13 protein-coding genes are annotated in these 15,243 nt (G+C 66.2%); 7 read left to right on the forward strand and 6 right to left on the reverse strand.

Going from position 1 to position 15,243, the window contains the following annotated elements:
* The first annotated feature begins 5 nt into the window (after nucleotides 1-5).
* From OPU69_RS03435 to OPU69_RS03445, 3 genes are all read left to right on the forward strand, one after another.
* Nucleotides 6-1,301 carry a cytochrome b gene (locus OPU69_RS03435; protein ID WP_060979241.1) on the forward strand — a complete coding sequence of 432 codons (1,296 nt, stop codon included), beginning with the start codon at nucleotides 6-8 and terminating at the stop codon, nucleotides 1,299-1,301.
* Between the two features lie 30 nt (nucleotides 1,302-1,331).
* On the forward strand, nucleotides 1,332-2,174 hold the full coding sequence (locus OPU69_RS03440) for a cytochrome c1 (RefSeq protein WP_060979240.1): 843 nt from the start codon (nucleotides 1,332-1,334) through the stop codon (nucleotides 2,172-2,174).
* A 472-nt stretch (nucleotides 2,175-2,646) separates the two neighbouring features.
* Nucleotides 2,647-3,342, forward strand: coding sequence for a hypothetical protein (locus OPU69_RS03445; RefSeq protein WP_498509347.1), 696 nt, complete (start codon nucleotides 2,647-2,649; stop codon nucleotides 3,340-3,342).
* Between the two features lie 23 nt (nucleotides 3,343-3,365).
* Here OPU69_RS03445 and OPU69_RS03450 read toward each other — a convergent pair whose 3' ends face one another.
* From OPU69_RS03450 to hemC, 5 genes are all read right to left on the reverse strand, one after another.
* Nucleotides 3,366-5,504, reverse strand: a complete 2,139-nt coding sequence (locus tag OPU69_RS03450; protein ID WP_498509348.1) for a transglycosylase domain-containing protein — start codon at nucleotides 5,502-5,504, stop codon at nucleotides 3,366-3,368.
* An 84-nt stretch (nucleotides 5,505-5,588) separates the two neighbouring features.
* The gene (gene mobA, locus OPU69_RS03455) at nucleotides 5,589-6,221 is read right to left on the reverse strand and encodes a molybdenum cofactor guanylyltransferase (RefSeq protein ID WP_498509349.1); all 633 of its coding nucleotides are present in this window, start codon (nucleotides 6,219-6,221) and stop codon (nucleotides 5,589-5,591) included.
* A gap of 8 nt (nucleotides 6,222-6,229) precedes the next feature.
* Nucleotides 6,230-7,150 carry a mitofilin family membrane protein gene (locus OPU69_RS03460; RefSeq protein ID WP_498509350.1) on the reverse strand — a complete coding sequence of 307 codons (921 nt, stop codon included), beginning with the start codon at nucleotides 7,148-7,150 and terminating at the stop codon, nucleotides 6,230-6,232.
* A complete protein-coding gene (locus OPU69_RS03465; RefSeq protein ID WP_498509351.1) occupies nucleotides 7,147-7,872 on the reverse strand; it encodes a uroporphyrinogen-III synthase in 726 nt (241 codons plus the stop codon). Before OPU69_RS03465 ends, OPU69_RS03460 begins: the two co-directional genes overlap by 4 nt.
* Nucleotides 7,872-8,852, reverse strand: a complete 981-nt coding sequence (gene hemC, locus OPU69_RS03470; RefSeq protein WP_498509352.1) for a hydroxymethylbilane synthase — start codon at nucleotides 8,850-8,852, stop codon at nucleotides 7,872-7,874. Before hemC ends, OPU69_RS03465 begins: the two co-directional genes overlap by 1 nt.
* A 40-nt stretch (nucleotides 8,853-8,892) precedes the next feature.
* Here hemC and tsaD point away from each other — a divergent pair, with 40 nt between their 5' ends.
* Together tsaD and OPU69_RS03480 are read left to right on the forward strand one after the other, a co-directional pair.
* Nucleotides 8,893-9,939 (forward strand): tRNA (adenosine(37)-N6)-threonylcarbamoyltransferase complex transferase subunit TsaD, encoded by a 1,047-nt coding sequence (gene tsaD, locus OPU69_RS03475; RefSeq protein ID WP_498509353.1) that lies wholly within the window; start codon nucleotides 8,893-8,895, stop codon nucleotides 9,937-9,939.
* Nucleotides 9,936-10,919 carry an NAD(P)H-dependent glycerol-3-phosphate dehydrogenase gene (locus OPU69_RS03480; RefSeq protein ID WP_498509354.1) on the forward strand — a complete coding sequence of 328 codons (984 nt, stop codon included), beginning with the start codon at nucleotides 9,936-9,938 and terminating at the stop codon, nucleotides 10,917-10,919. The genes tsaD and OPU69_RS03480 overlap by 4 nt, the downstream gene beginning before the upstream one ends.
* A gap of 3 nt (nucleotides 10,920-10,922) precedes the next feature.
* On the opposite strand, the gene OPU69_RS03485 is transcribed toward OPU69_RS03480, so the two are convergent.
* A complete protein-coding gene (locus OPU69_RS03485) occupies nucleotides 10,923-12,866 on the reverse strand; it encodes an alkyl/aryl-sulfatase (protein ID WP_498509355.1) in 1,944 nt (647 codons plus the stop codon).
* Between the two features lie 219 nt (nucleotides 12,867-13,085).
* On the opposite strand from OPU69_RS03485, the gene OPU69_RS03490 reads away from it, so the two are divergent.
* On the forward strand, nucleotides 13,086-14,162 hold the full coding sequence (locus tag OPU69_RS03490; protein WP_498509356.1) for a hypothetical protein: 1,077 nt from the start codon (nucleotides 13,086-13,088) through the stop codon (nucleotides 14,160-14,162).
* 42 nt (nucleotides 14,163-14,204) lie between these two features.
* A complete protein-coding gene (locus OPU69_RS03495) occupies nucleotides 14,205-15,008 on the forward strand; it encodes an undecaprenyl-diphosphate phosphatase (protein ID WP_498509357.1) in 804 nt (267 codons plus the stop codon).
* Nucleotides 15,009-15,243 lie beyond the last annotated feature (235 nt).

Genomic DNA, 15,243 nt, shown 5'->3' on the forward strand with positions numbered 1-15,243 from the left:
AGATCATGAGCTTTTCCTGGGCCAAGCACTACGAACCCAAGTCCGATCTGACCAAATGGCTGGATGAGCGCCTGCCGCTCCCCCGTCTGGTCTATGGTGCGATCGGTGGCGGCTATCCCGTGCCGCGCAATCTCAACTATTTCTGGAATTTCGGCGTGCTCGCCGGCATCGCTCTGGTCATCCAGATCGTCACCGGCATCATCATGGCGATGCACTATGCGCCCAACGCGCTGGTCGCCTTCGATTCGACCGAACATATCATGCGCGACGTGAACTGGGGCTGGATGCTGCGCTATGCGCACGCCAACGGCGCCAGCTTCTTCTTCATCGTCGTCTATATCCATATCTTCCGCGGCCTCTATTTCAGCTCGTACAAGGCGCCGCGCGAAATGATCTGGCTGCTCGGCCTGGTCATCTTCCTGCTGATGATGGCGACCGCCTTTATGGGCTATGTGCTTCCCTGGGGCCAGATGAGCTTCTGGGGTGCCAAGGTGATCACCGGCCTGTTCGGCGCCATTCCGCTGGTCGGCGAACCGATCCAGACATGGCTGCTTGGTGGCTTCGCCCCCGATAACGCCGCGCTGAACCGCTTCTTCTCGCTGCACTATCTGCTGCCGTTCGTCATCGCCGGTGTCGTCATCCTGCACATCTGGGCGCTGCACATTCCGGGTTCGTCGAACCCGACCGGCGTGGAAGTGAAGTCGGAATCGGACACCGTGCCGTTCCATCCCTATTACACCGCGAAGGACGGTTTCGGCCTGGGCGTGTTCCTGATCCTGTTCTGCTCGGTGCTGTTCTTTGCGCCGAACGCACTGGGTCACCCGGACAACTACATCCCGGCCAACCCGCTCTCGACCCCGGCGCACATCGTCCCCGAATGGTATTTCTGGCCGTTCTACGCGATCCTGCGCGCCTTCACCTTCGACTTCTTCATCGTGCCGGCCAAGCTGCTCGGCGTGCTGGCGATGTTCGCATCGATCCTGCTGCTGTTCTTTCTGCCCTGGCTCGATCGCTCGCCCGTCCGTTCGGGCAACTATCGCCCGCTGTTCCGCACCTTCTTCATCATTCTGGTGCTGGACGTGCTGCTGCTCGGCTATCTTGGCGGTGCACCGGCTGAAGAACCCTATGTGATGCTCAGCCAGCTGGCTTCGGCTTATTATTTCGCACACTTCCTGATCATCCTGCCGATCATCTCGAAGATCGAAAAGCCCAAGCCGCTGCCCTTCTCGATCACCGAAGCGGTGCTCGGCAAGGACAGCTCCGGCACGGTTGGCGGCCCTGCGCTGCAGCCGGCCGAATAAGCCCTGACGCTAAAAGGAAAGTCATTCGACATGATTCGCATTGGTGCATTTTTGGTCGGGCTGTTCTTCAGCGGCTGGCTGCTGGTGTCCTTCGGAGTTGGCGCGGCCGCCTATATCAGCGAGCCGCCCCAGCCGACGGCAGAACATGAATTCCACCTCCACCCCAAGAAGCTGGCGCTGAGCAGCGATGGCCCGATGGGCAAGTTCGACCGCCAGCAGCTGCAGCGTGGTTTCCAGGTCTACAAGGAAGTCTGCTCGGCCTGTCACTCGATGCGTCTGGTCGCGTTCCGCAACCTGACCGAGCTCGGTTACACTGAGGACGAGGTGAAGGCGATTGCGGCCAACTGGGCAACCCAGACCCCGTCGATCGATCCGGCCACGGGCGAGCCGACCACGCGCAAGCCGTTGCCGCAGGACTATATCCCTTCGCCGCACGCCAACGAGACGGCAGCCCGTGCCGCCAACAACAACGCTCTGCCGCCTGATCTTTCGCTGATCACCAAGGCGCGTCACGGCGGTGCAGCCTATGTCTATTCGCTGCTGACCGGCTATCAGGATCCGCCGGCGGAACTCGCCAAGAAGTTCCCCGACGCGATGCCGGGACCGGGCCTCAACTATAACCCCTATTTCGCGAACCTGAACATCGCGATGGCCAACCCCCTGGGCAGCGACGGCATCGTCACCTATTCGGACGGCACCAACGCCACCCGCGAACAGATGGCCAAGGACGTCGCCGCATTCCTGGTGTGGACCGCAGAGCCCACGCTGGAAAAGCGCCACCAGACCGGCTGGGCCGTGCTGATCTTCCTGATCATCGCGACGGGCCTCGGCTATATGGCCTATCGCAACGTCTGGGCGGGCGTGAAGCACTGAGCTTCTGACACGCTGATAGACTGACAACCGATCCGGCCCGGCAGCGCAAGCTTCCGGGCCGGATTGCGTTTGCGGGGAGCGGGAACGCGCCACTCTCCCCTCTCCCCCACGAGGGTTGGACAGAGGCAAGTGGCTCTGTCCACGGTTGCGAAGCCTTCTGAGCGCAGCGAATTAGGCGAAGCTGGGAGAGGGGGTCACGCACGCACGCGGCCGTAATAGCGGGGCCTTCGACAGGCTCAGGCTGAGCGGAGGTGGGAGGGGCGGCGTTCAAGCTGTCCTCGAACAAACCGGCCGTTCGGAAAACGACCCCGTTTCTGTCTCTACCGGCTGATCGCAAGCTTGCCCTTCCCGGACGCTCGCTCGCTAGCTTGTAACGGTGGCACCGAGTTGAAGCCCAGTCCCTCAACCTTGGCTCCAAGCAACATCCCACACACCGCTTGCGAGAGCAGGTCGATTCAGAGAAAGATGCCTCATGGCATTCCTCGCTCTGTTCTTTGCTCTCGTTACGGTGCCCACGGTCGATACCCAAAGTGAGGCCGCACCAGCTAGTGATGAGGTGCGACCATCAAGTGCTTGTCGCTATGATTTGGCGGTCCGCACCAGTAATGCTGCTCGCTCATGGAACGACTTTGAGTTTGATACCCAGAAGCTTGGCGGGCCCATGTGGTACAACTCTCGAGGGTGTTATGTCCAAGCCGTTGAGGCTGCCCGCGATTATCTCGCCACAGGGCCGCTGCTGACAACCCGCCAGCACGCGATCACGACCTTCCACATGTCTCGCAATCTCGCGCGTTCCGGAGCAGATTCTGGTACGCGCGCAGCCGCAGCGTTGCTGGCGGCTGCATCCCGACGAGCGGATCAGCCTCCAGATGCCGCGCTTGATTGGAACACATATGTAACTGGGTTTACCGCCTACCTAACGGGCGATCGCGCTACTCTGGAACGCGCGCGAGATGCGTTGATAGCAGCAGGTGGCGAGGGCAACATGATAAATGCAGCAGTCTTGGCGCGAGCAGCCCGTTGCATCGAGCGCCCGTTTCTGGATGTCGAGACAAGCGAGGAATGCAGCGCGCAGCAGCCGGATCGCGAGATACGGCCGTCACCCGAAAGCTCCTATTCGCCTGCCCACCCTTCAGCAGCCACTACCGTCACCAACGCTCGCCGCTGAAACCGGACGCGCGTCGCCCCATCCTACTGCCCTTCATCCTCATCGCGCAACCTCGGCGCCACCCGATCCTCCTGCGGGTTCGGCGGAGGCCTGCGCACTGGGGGCCTGGGTTCGGCCTGGCGGACCTGCGGGCGTTGCGGTGGCGTGTCCCGGCCTAGCGCGCGGTCGATGAAATTCTCGTCGAGCCGTTCGGGCTGTTGCGCTTCGCCGGGGATGCCGCCGCCGGTCTGGGGCGGGCTGATGCCTTCGCCCTGGCCCACCGGATTGCCGTTCTCGTCGATGAAGATCACGTCGTCGGGTGAGCCGAAATAGGCCTCGTCATCGGGTTCCAGTTCGGATTCGGGCAGGGTGAGTTCGGTCTCGAACGGCTCGATCTTGCGCTTGGCGACCGCAACTTTCATGAACGCGGCAAAGGCGCGCGCGGGCGCGGTGCCGCCCTGCAGGCCGCCGACGGGTCTTGCATCGTCGCGGCCCATCCACACGCCGGTGGTGATCCCGCTCGAAAAGCCCAGGAACCAGCCATCCTTGTTGCTGTTCGTCGTGCCGGTCTTGCCCGCGACCGGCCGCCCGATCTGCGCCGCGCGGCCGGTGCCGACATTGACGGCGGTCTGCAGCAGATCGGTCATGCCCGCAGTGACATAGGGGGGCACGAGCACCTGGCTCATGTCCGCCTCGTGCTGGTAAAGCAGCTCGCCCTTGCTCGTCGTGACCTTGGTGATGCCATAGGGCTGGATCGCAACGCCGCCCGAGCTGACCCCGGCAAAGGCGCGCACCATGTCGATCACGCGCACTTCGGACGATCCCAGCACCATCGAGGGCAGCGTCGTGATCGGCGTGGTGATGCCGAAGCGGCGCGCCATGTTGGCGATCGTGCTGGTGCCGACATCCTCGCCGATGCGCGCGGCGACGGTGTTCTTCGAATAGGCAAAGGCGGTGCGCAGCGAGATGTCGCCGGCATAGCTGCCGCCGCTGTTGCGCGGGGTCCAGCCGCCGATGGTGATCGGCGCGTCGGTGACGATGTCCTCGGGCTTGTAGCCTGCCTCGAGCGCGGCCATGTAGACGAACAGCTTCCAGGCCGATCCCGGCTGGCGCAGCGCGCTGACCGCGCGGTTGTAATTGGAGGTGACGTAATCGGTGCCACCGACCATCGCGCGGACCGCGCCGTCGCGGTCGAGCGCGACCAGCGCACCCTGCGCGCCGCCGGGGACATAGGCTTGGATCGCGTTGGTGCCCGCGCGCTGCATATTGAGGTCGAGCGTCGTCCACACGACGATCGGCTCGTCATTGTCCTCGATCAGCGTGTCGAGCTGCGGCAGCGCCCAGTCGGTGAAATAGCGCACCGAATTCTGGCCCTTTTCCGGCGCGAACTTCACCGCGTCCAGATCGGCCTCGGCGGCTTGCGCGGGCGTGATCGTGCCGACATCCTGCATCACCTGCAGCACGACGCCGGCGCGGCCGATAGCTGCCTCGCTGTCGGCGGTGGGCGAATAGCGCGACGGGGCCTTCACAAGACCTGCGATGATCGCCGCCTCGGCCAGCGACAGCGTGGTCGCATCATGGTTGAAGAACTTGCGCGAGGCGGAATCGACGCCATAAGCGCCGCCGCCGAAATAGACCTTGTTGAGATAGAGTTCGAGGATCTGGTCCTTGCTGAACTTTTGCTCGAGCGCCAGCGCAAGTATGCCCTCGCGAATCTTGCGGGTGTACGAGCGGCTGTTGCTGAGGAAGATGTTGCGCGCCAGCTGCTGCGTGATCGTCGATGTCGCACGCAGCCGTCCGCCGCCGCTCGCAGTCGTGAAGATCGCGCGGCCGATGCCGATCACGTCGACGCCGGGATGATAGGCGAAGCGCCGGTCCTCGACCGAGATCATCGCATCCTTCATCACCTGCGGGATGTCCTCGATGTCGAGCCATTCGCCGAAGCTGGGGCCGAGCTGCATGATCTCGGTCCCGTCGGCGGCCTTGACCAGGATCATCTGGCCATTGGGCGAGGATTTGAGATCGTTGAAGCTGGGCAGCGAGCCCATCACCGTCGCCACCGCGACGACCAGCGCGATCAGCCCGAAAAAGCTGGTCGCGGCACCGATCTTGACGATGCGCCAGAACCAGAGGCGGGCCCCGCTTCTGGGTGCGGCCGTGCCGCCCTTGTCTTTCACCGCCATGCCAGATTGGCCCCTGTGTTCCCTGCTGCGTGCCGCGTCGCGTGTCGGCGGCAAAGCGCCGCTCTATATGGTTTTCGGCTTTCGCTATGCTGAATATCGCGTTGACCCGGCCGCGCCAAGCCGTTTCCCACGCGCATCGAGCGCATGGCGGCGCGCGATTTCAAGCTCTTGCGGCGTATTGATGTTCATCAGGGCACCAGCGTCGGGAAAGCACACCGCGCGCATGCCGATGGTCTCGCCCAGCCGCTGCAGCGACCAGCGTTCGCCGCAGCGCTCGGGCGGCAACGCCTGCAGCACCGCACGCGCGCTCCACAGCGCGAACACCGGCTGCAGGGCGCCATCAGCCTCGGCCATGGCGAGCGGAGCCTCGACCATCAACCGCGCGGCCAGATCATCGGGGACGAATGGTGCGTCGACCGGGCAGGTGACGAACGCGTCGCCGCCCAGGCCTGCCAGCGCCGAAGCGACCGACCGGATGGCACCGACCGGCCCGGCGGGAGCCTCCGGGTCATCGCGAATGACGGGCAGGGCGGTACCGTAATCCCGCGCTGCCGACAGCCAGAGCGTGCCTGCCTGGGGCGCAAGCCGCGCCAGCACCCGGTCGATCATGCGCTGACCATCGATCTCGGCGAGCGCCTTGTCCTCGCCCTGCATCCGCCGCGACTGCCCGCCTGCGAGCAGCACGACCAGCGGCTCGGGTGGCGGGCCTGCAGGCATGGCGCGTATCAGCCTGCGGGCGGAGCCAGCGGCGATGGCTGCTCGATCGGCTGGCCGGTCGCATCGCGCAGGCCGCGCGGCTCCAGGATCGCGGCGCTCTCGATGATGTCGAGCGCGCGCCGTGCCTCCGCATAGCTGCGCGCCTTGGCGATCCAGTCCGCCGCCTTGGCGCGACCGGGAAGCTTCTCGATCTCGCCGAGCGCGGCCTCGACCCGGCCCGCCTCGAGATAGCGCCGCGCGCGCTGCACGCGCTGGGTCGGGGTCTGCGATTCCTTGCCCGCCTGTTCGATCACGAACAGTTCGCTCGCCTCGCGATGCAGAGCCGCCCAGAAGCTCTCATTGGCAGCGCGGCCCGATCCCAGCGAGGGGCCGATCTCGTCGAGCTGCGCGCGCAGCTGGTCCATCGTCACCGGGTTTTTCGAGGCGCGGATGATCGTGGCCACGGCATTGGGCTGCGCCGTGCCGAAGCGTAGCTGCAGCTGGCCTTCCAGATAGCCCAGTGCCGATGCCCGGTCGAGCGCGCGGCGCGCGGCAAAGGCGATCAGCAGCCCTTCGGCGCGCCCGGCATTGCCCGAAGCCGCCTGGGCCTGAACATTGATCAGCGACAGCCGGTTTTCCAGCTCGGCGACGCGCTGGTCGAGCGCGCCGGGCGGCACCGGGCCGCTGAGCATGCCGGTCGCCATTGATGGCGGAATCGGCGCAGGTGCCGGGCTAGCCGGAGCGGCGGTGATCACATTGCGGTCGACCGCAGCCTGGGGCGGGGCCTGCGTGTCGAACCAGCCCGACCGGGTGATGATCCAGCCGGAGAGCACCGCTCCACCGACAAAAGCGAGCAGCAGCAGGATCAGCAGCGAGCGCCCGCTCGCCCCTTGCCCCTGGCTGGGGCTTGCCTGGCTCGGGCTTCCCTGGCGGGGTGTATCCACGTTCATTCGGTCTCCGGCTTTTTCGCCTGTTGGCGTCCCGCCTCATGCTGGCACAGCATGGGCAGCACGTCCAGCAAGGCGCGGTCATCTGCGGCAGCCGCGATGCGCACCGCGGCCCAGCCGTCGCCTGCCGCATCGACCAGCGCCGGGGCGAACAGCGCGAGGCTGATATGGCCACGGTCGATCCCAGCGCTGTCGACCAGCGTGCCGAAATGCTGTGCCGCGCGCGCCGAATGGAGCAGCACGATCGCAGGTCCCGTCAGCGCCTCGCGAAGGGCATCGGGCATTGGCAGCGCGCGCGAGCGATAGACGATGCGCGTATCGATCGCGAGGCGCGACGCGGGGAGATCGACCCGGTCCTCGCCCGCCAGCCGCAGAACGTGCAGATGTCCGTCCTCGACCAGCATCGGCAGCATCGCGGCAAGACCGCCACTGCCCTGGCCGCGCACGCGAAAGCCCAGATCAGTCGCCATGCGCGCGGTCTTGCCGCCCACGGCATAGACCGGCAGACCCTTGATGTCGGCAAGCGCCGGGCCGCCATGGCGGAACACATTGGCGCTGCCGACGAGCAAAGCGTCATAGGCTTCCGGGTCGGCGGGCGTCCAGGCGACCGGTTCGATCGCGAACAGCGGCGTGACGACAGGGTCGTAACCGGCGTTGCGCAGCGCCTGTGCGGTGGCGGTCGCGCCGGGCTGCGGGCGCAGCACGATGATGCGCGGGCTCGCCATCACGCGGGGGTGAACAGCCGGGTGATCGTCTCGGGGGCGCGGGCGAGCAGTCCGGCGGCAAGACCTGCCGGGCCTTGCGCATCGCCGGCGGCAAAGCGCGCTTCGCCCGCGACATGATCGGCACCGTCCTCCGAATAAAGCATGGCGCGCAGGTGCACGCTCTCGCCCTCCATCCGCGCGAGCGCCGCCACCGCCGAGTGGCAATCGCCGCCCAGCGCGAACAGCAGCGCGCGTTCGGCGCGCACGCAGATCGAGGTGGGCTTGTCGTCGATGCCGCCGATCAGCGCGCGCATCGGTGCGTCATCGGCGCGCACCTCGACGCCCACCGCGCCCTGCGACGGCGCAGGCAGCCAGGTGTCGCTATCGAGCCGCGCCGAGACCATGCCGTCCAATGTCTCGCCCAGCCGGTCGAGCCCGGCGGCGGCGAGCAGCGTCGCATCGGCCTCGCCCGCCTGCAGCTTGCCGATGCGCGTGGCGACATTGCCGCGGAACAGCACGGTGGTGATATCGGGGCGGATCGAGCGGATCTGCGCGGCGCGGCGCGGCGAGCTGGTGCCAAAGCGCGCGCCCTGGGGCAGGGCCTCGATGCCCACCGCGCCCAGCAGCACGTCGCGCACATCGGCGCGCGGCAGCATCGCGGCGATATGGAAGGCGTCAGGCCGCACGGTCTCGACATCCTTCATCGAATGCACCGAAAGGTCGATAGCGCCGCCGCCCAATGACCAGTCGAGCTCGCGCGTCCACAGGGCCTTGCCGCCGACATCGGCGAGCGGACGGTCGGTGATGCGGTCGCCGCTCGCCACCACGGGCGACAGTTCGACCTGATCCTCGGCCAGGCCCCAGCGCTCCCGCAGCGCGGCGGCGGTCATCCGCGCCTGCGCCATGGCGAGCGGCGAGGCACGCGTGCCCAGCCGGATCGGCCTTTGCTCCAGAATTTCCGCTATCCCCTCGGGCAGGCCCGCATGTGTGTCATTACCCATGCCCTTGTGCTAGCGGCGTATGCCGATAAGGGGAAGCCTTATGGCAATCATCCTGGGCATCGAATCGAGCTGTGACGAGAGCGCGGCGGCGCTGATCGGGTCGGACCGGACCGTGCTGGCGCACCGGCTGGCGGGGCAGGAGGATGCGCACCGGCCCTATGGCGGCGTCGTGCCCGAGATCGCGGCGCGCGCGCATGTGCAGGTGCTCACCCCATTGATCGAAGCTGCACTGAAGGACGCGGGGCTGGCGCTCGACGATGTCGATGCGATCGCCGCGACCGCAGGCCCGGGGCTGATCGGCGGGGTGATGGTCGGCCTCGTCACCGCCAAGGCGCTGGCGATGGCGGCGGGCAAGCCGCTGATCGCGGTCAACCATCTGGAGGGCCATGCGCTCTCGCCGCGTCTTGCCGATGCGAGCCTCGAATTTCCCTATCTGCTGCTGCTTGTTTCGGGCGGGCATTGCCAGATTTTGCGCGTCGACGGGGTCGGCCAGTATCGCAGGCTGGCAACCACGATCGACGATGCGGCGGGCGAGGCATTCGACAAGACCGCCAAGATTCTGGGTCTGGGCTATCCCGGCGGGCCGCGCGTCGAGGCGCTGGCCAAGACCGGCGATTCGAAGGCGGTGCCGCTGCCAAGGCCGCTGCTGGGCAGCGCCGAGCCGCATTTCTCGTTCGCAGGGCTCAAGAGCGCTGTGCTGCGCGCGGCGCAGAGCGGAGCGCACCGGCCAGAGGATATCGCAGCGGCATTTCAGCAGGCGGTGGTGGATTGCCTGGTCGATCGGCTGGAGCGAGCGCTCGCTGCATCCGATGGCACTGGCGGCAAACCCAAAACCCTGGTCGTCGCAGGCGGTGTCGCCGCCAATGGCGCGATCCGCTTTGCGCTCGAGGCGCTGGCGGCGCGGCACGGCATGGGCTTTGTCGCTCCACCGCTCTGGCTGTGCACCGACAATGCCGCGATGATCGGCTGGGCCGGGGCCGAGCGGTTCGCGCTGGGGCTGACCGATCCGCTCGACATGCCTGCGCGCCCGCGCTGGCCGCTCGATCCTGAAGCCGAAGCGGCGCGCGGGGCGGGGGTGAAGGCATGAGCAGCCAAACCCTCGGCGTGATCGGCGGCGGGGCCTGGGGCACCGCGCTCGCACAGATGCTGGCGAGCGATGGCAGCAAAGTGCGGCTCTGGGCGTTCGAGCCTCCGGTGATCGAGGAGATCAACCGCGATCATCGCAACAGCGCCTATCTCAAGGGCATTGATCTCAACCCGGGTATCCGCGCGACGAGCGATCTGGCCGAGCTGGGCGACCTGCCGCTGTTGCTGGTGGTCACGCCCGCGCAGCATATGCGCCGCGTGCTGGCGGCCCTGCCCGAAGGTCCCGGCGATCTGGTGCTGTGCTGCAAGGGCATCGAGGAAGCGAGCGGCGAGCTGATGGTCGATGCCGCGCGCGCCGCCGCGCCTGGCAGGCCGCTCGCCGTGCTCTCCGGCCCCACCTTCGCGCACGAGGTCGCAAACGGCCAGCCGACCGCCGTAACGCTGGCCTGCGAAACCCGGGCGCAATGGGACCGGATCGCGCCGCTGATCTGGCGTCCCGCCTTCCGCCCCTATTTCAGCACCGACATTATCGGCGCGGAGATCGGCGGCGCGGTCAAGAACGTGCTCGCCATCGCCTGCGGGGTGGTCGAGGGGCTGGGCCTCGGCCAGAACGCCCGCGCCGCGCTGATCGCGCGCGGCTTTGCCGAAATGACGCGCTTCGGCCTCGCCTGCGGGGCGCAGGCCGAGACGCTGTCGGGCCTGTCGGGGCTGGGCGATCTGGTGCTGACCTGCTCGTCGATGAGCTCGCGCAATTTCTCGCTCGGCAAGGCGCTGGGAGAGGGGCGCAGGGCCGCCGATGTGCTCGCCGACCGCGCGACGGTCGCCGAAGGCGCGTTCACCGCGCCGGTGCTGCAACGCGTGGCGAAGGCGCGCGGCGTCGCGATGCCGATCGTCGATACCGTCTGCGCGCTGCTTGCGGGCGATGTGGCCGCAGGCGATGCCGTCGCCGCGCTTCTCGCCCGCCCGCTGACTGCCGAGTAACGCTCAGGGCGTCACCACCGCGAAGGCGGGGTCGAACGGCGGGTGCAGCATCAGCCAGCGCAGGAACAGCCCCGAATCGCCCTCGATCTTCATCGCGCCCGATTTCATCAGCGTCGGGAAATCGGTCTCGCCGATGACGATCGCGTCGAAATCCTTGCGGTTCAGTGTCACCGTGGCGTTGGCATCGGCGAGCGTCGCGCCATAGCGCGGCACCTCGACATCGCCATTGACCATGATCCCCAGCGTTTCCCTGGTATCGGGCAGGATGAAATTGATGCGCGCGCGCATGTTGCCCGCGCGTTCGGCGGCAAAGCGGGTGGCGAGCGCGTCGAAGAATTCCGCCGTGGGGATGGCGCTGATGAAGCTACGGCTCTGCGTGCTCGATCCCTTGCGCGGCAATTCGGTCCCGCGCAGCGTGGCGGCACCGGCGAGATAGTAATTGCGCCAGATGCCCGATTCGGCGGCAAAGCCGAGCGCCTCATAGCTGTCGGCCAGCGCCGCCTTGGCGGCGGCGTTGTTTGGCTCGGCAAAGACGAGATGGTTCAATAGCTCGGCGGCCCAGCGGTGGTTGCCAGCCGCTTGCGCTTTCCTGCCCGCTTCGAGCAGCTTGTCCGCGCCGCCCGCCAGCTCGACATAACCCTTGCCGGCTGCGACCGGGGGCAGCGGATTGAAATTGGCAGGAACCCCGTCCCACCAGCCGTAATAGCGCTGATAGGTCGCCTTCATATTGTGGTTGATCGTGCCGTAATAGCCGCGCGCGGCATAGGCCTGTTGCTGCGCCGAAGGTTCGGCAATGCCGTCTGCCACCTCGTGCAGGGTCATCCCCGCATTGGCGCGGCCCAGGGTGCGGTCATGGACATAGCGATAGGCGTCGCGCTGGTTCTCCAGATATTTGGCCACGCGCGCCTGGCCCCAGGTCGGCCAGTTGTGCGAGGCGATCTGCACCTCGGCCTCATTGCCCCATTTGACCAACGCCTTGTCGATGATCTTCGACCAGCGCAAAGCATCGCGCACCTGCGCGCCGCGCAGGGTGAGGATGTTGTGCAGCGTCTTCACCGACACCTCGGTGGTGTGCAGCACCTTGAAATCGGGCAGATAGAACAGGAATTCGGCCGGAGCCTCGGTGCCCGCGGCATCCATGAAGTCGAAGCGCACCCCGTCGATCACCTTCAGCCCGCCTTCGGGGCCGATCAGCATATTGGGGGCCATGTAACCGGTGGTGCCGATCGACAGCCCGGTGCCCAGGCCGTTGTCGACCCGGCCCTGCGCCCCTGGCGCGAGCGCGGTGCCGAACATGTAACTCGACCTCCGGGTCATCGCGTTGCCCGCGAGCACATTCTCGCTCACCGCCTCTTCGGCAAAGCCGTGCGGCGCGACGATCGGCACCTTGCGCTTCTTCGCGTCGTCGGGCGAAAGGATGCCGCCCACCCCGCCGAAATGGTCGGCATGGCTGTGGCTGAACAGCACCGCGGAAATCGGGCGCTTGCCGATCTTGCTTTCGGCCAGCTGCATCGCGGCAGCGGCGGCCTCTTCGGTCAGCAGCGGATCGACCACGATCCAGCCGGTCTTGCCCGAGATGATCGTCATCACCGCAATGTCATAGCCGCGCAGCTGCCAGACCTTGCCGGGGACGATCTCGAACAGCCCGTGGATATGATTCAGCCGCGCCTGCCGCCAGAGCGAGGGGTGGACGGTTGCAGGCGCGGTCTCGGCCTTGAGGAAATCGAAGGCGGATGCGTCCCACACGGTCTTGCCATCGGCGGTCTTGATCACGCCGCCCGGAATTTCGGCGATCTTGCCGCGGGTCGCATCGGCCATGTCGCTGCCGTCATCGGCGGGAAGCCGCGCCAGCACCGCTGCGCGCTCGGCATCGGTCAGCTGTGCCTGCGCGGCCGCGCCGCTGATCAGCGCGATCCCCATCGCGCCCGCTTTCAGAACCCGTTTCATCTGCACCCTCCTGCTTCGATCGCCTTGCGTCCGGCGAATTATTGGCAGTCATGCTGCCATATTCTCCATGCGCTGTCAGCCATTGATCGCACCCGACATCAAATCCCCCCCAATCGGGGTGTGGCGATGGGAAACAGCGGCTTAAGCCTGTCTTCAACGAAGCATCCGCTTTTCATCATCGGCCACCGAACATTCAGCAAACCGCGACCCTGCTGGCCGGTGACAGGTGATGGAAAGGCGATCCCGGCGGGTTCAGCGCCCGCCGGGATCGTCGCTTCGCTCAAGGGGGACATGATGACGCTCGATCGCCGCCACTTTTTGATCGCTTCGGCGAGCGCTGCCGCGCTCGCTGCGCTGCCATCGCCGGTTCTGGCCGCGAAAAAGGCCAAGTCGCCGGTATCGGTCAAGAACCCAGCAGCGCTCGCCGGGATGCGCCAGGCGGTGATCGGATCGTTCGCGCTGGGCTTTCTCACCGAGCGGATCGACCGCGCCAAGGCCGGCGGCGGGCTGATGGGCGGCGGTTTCGGCGGCAAATCGACCGCGCGCAGCTATCTCGCCGGGCTGACCGACGCAGATTTCAGGGATGCGACCGAAGCGGCCTATGCCGCATTCACTGACCGGCTGTCGGCGATGGGCATCACGCTCGCCGATCGGCAGGGACTGCTCGCGGCCTATGGCAGCAAGGTCAAGCCGCTGCCCAATGGCGAGGAACGCACGCTGCTCACCGGGCGCGACGACAAGGCCAGGGCGCGGCTGTTCAGCCCGGCGGCGCTGGGCGATCCCGTTGTGTTGCAGGAATGGCTGGGCATCATGACCGGCGGCGGTTTCGACTTCAGCTTCAACATGAGTGTCGTCAACGCCAGCATGAACGCGAAAACCTATGCGAAATCCTCGGGCCAGGCGGTGATCAACGCGCTGCTGCTCGTCGATTTCGCCGATGCCGACAGCTATGGCGGCTGGTTCACCAACAGCTCTTCGGTCAAGGTCAAGTCGAGCCTCGCCGCCTTTCCCGATGCCAGCCAGCTCACCGTGTTCGCGCCGGGCGGCAAGATCGGGTCGGTGGTGCTCAAGGAGCCGGTGGCGATGGGCGGCGATTACGGCACGTTCGCGGATACGACTGGCGGCACCGCCAAGACGCTGGAGACGGTGAGCAATGTCATCGGTTTTCTCGGCGGGGTGGGCACCAACAAGTCGCGCAAGTACACGATGACCGCCGATCCGGCGCGCTGGCGCGAGGGCGTGGCCGGGGTTTCTCAGGAAGCATTCGCCAAGCTGACGGCCAGCCTTTCCGCCTGATAGGCGGTTGACTTGGGGGAATGCCGCCGCTCTTAAGACGGCATGATCGAAATGTACCTTATCCCCATATTGCTGGGCATCGTCGAAGGCCTGACCGAGTTTCTGCCGGTCTCGTCCACCGGACACCTGATCCTTGCGACCGAATTGCTCGGCTTCGATGCCGAGGCCTGGGCGGTGTTCAACATCGCGATCCAGCCGGGCGCGATCCTCGCGATCGTGGTGCTCTACTGGCGCACGTTCATGGACGTGCTCGCCGGGCTGGTGCGCTGGGAACCGTCCGCCGTCGCGTTCACCCGCAACCTGCTGATCGCCTTTTTTCCCGCGGTCATCCTGGGTCTGGCGTTCGGCGACCAGATCGACAAGCTGCTCGAGAATGCGGTGGTCGTCGCCTGGGCGCTGATCATCGGCGGGGTGGCGATCCTGGTGGTCGAGAAGCTTGCGAAGACCAGCGACGCCGGCGGCGTTGCCGGCGTACCGTTCAAGACCGCGATCGGCATCGGCCTTGTGCAGTGCATCGCGATGATTCCCGGGGTCAGCCGCTCGGGCGCGACCATCCTGGGCGCAATGGCGATGGGGGTGGATCGCAAGACGGCGGCGGAGTTCAGCTTCTTCCTCGCGCTGCCGACGCTGACCGGCGCGACGGTGTTGCAGCTCTACAAGAACCGCGACCTGCTCACCCCGGACGAGTTCGGCGCGATCGCGATCGGGTTCGTCGTCTCGTTCATCGTGGCGTTGGTCGTGGTCAAGGCATTCCTCAAGATCATCACGCGCTACGGTTTCGTGCCCTTCGCCTGGTATCGCATCGTCGCAGGCGCGGCGGCCCTGATCTGGCTGGCCAATCGATAAGGGCCGATGCGGACCTATTGAGATTGGGAAATTGTCTGAAGCTGCGACGAAATGATCCTTATCGCGGATCAATAGTCAACAATGCTGACCTATTGACAGAAAAATGCGTGACTCTGCGTTCATGATCGCTTAAAGCTGCGTCAGTTGCGGCGCGCGCAATTTTTCGCGCGCCTATCGATTGCGCAAATGAAGGCAGGGGCATGGCTGACCAGCACGACAACACAGTAGCAACCGC

The sequence above is a fragment of the Blastomonas sp. 34TW genome (assembly GCF_059803595.1).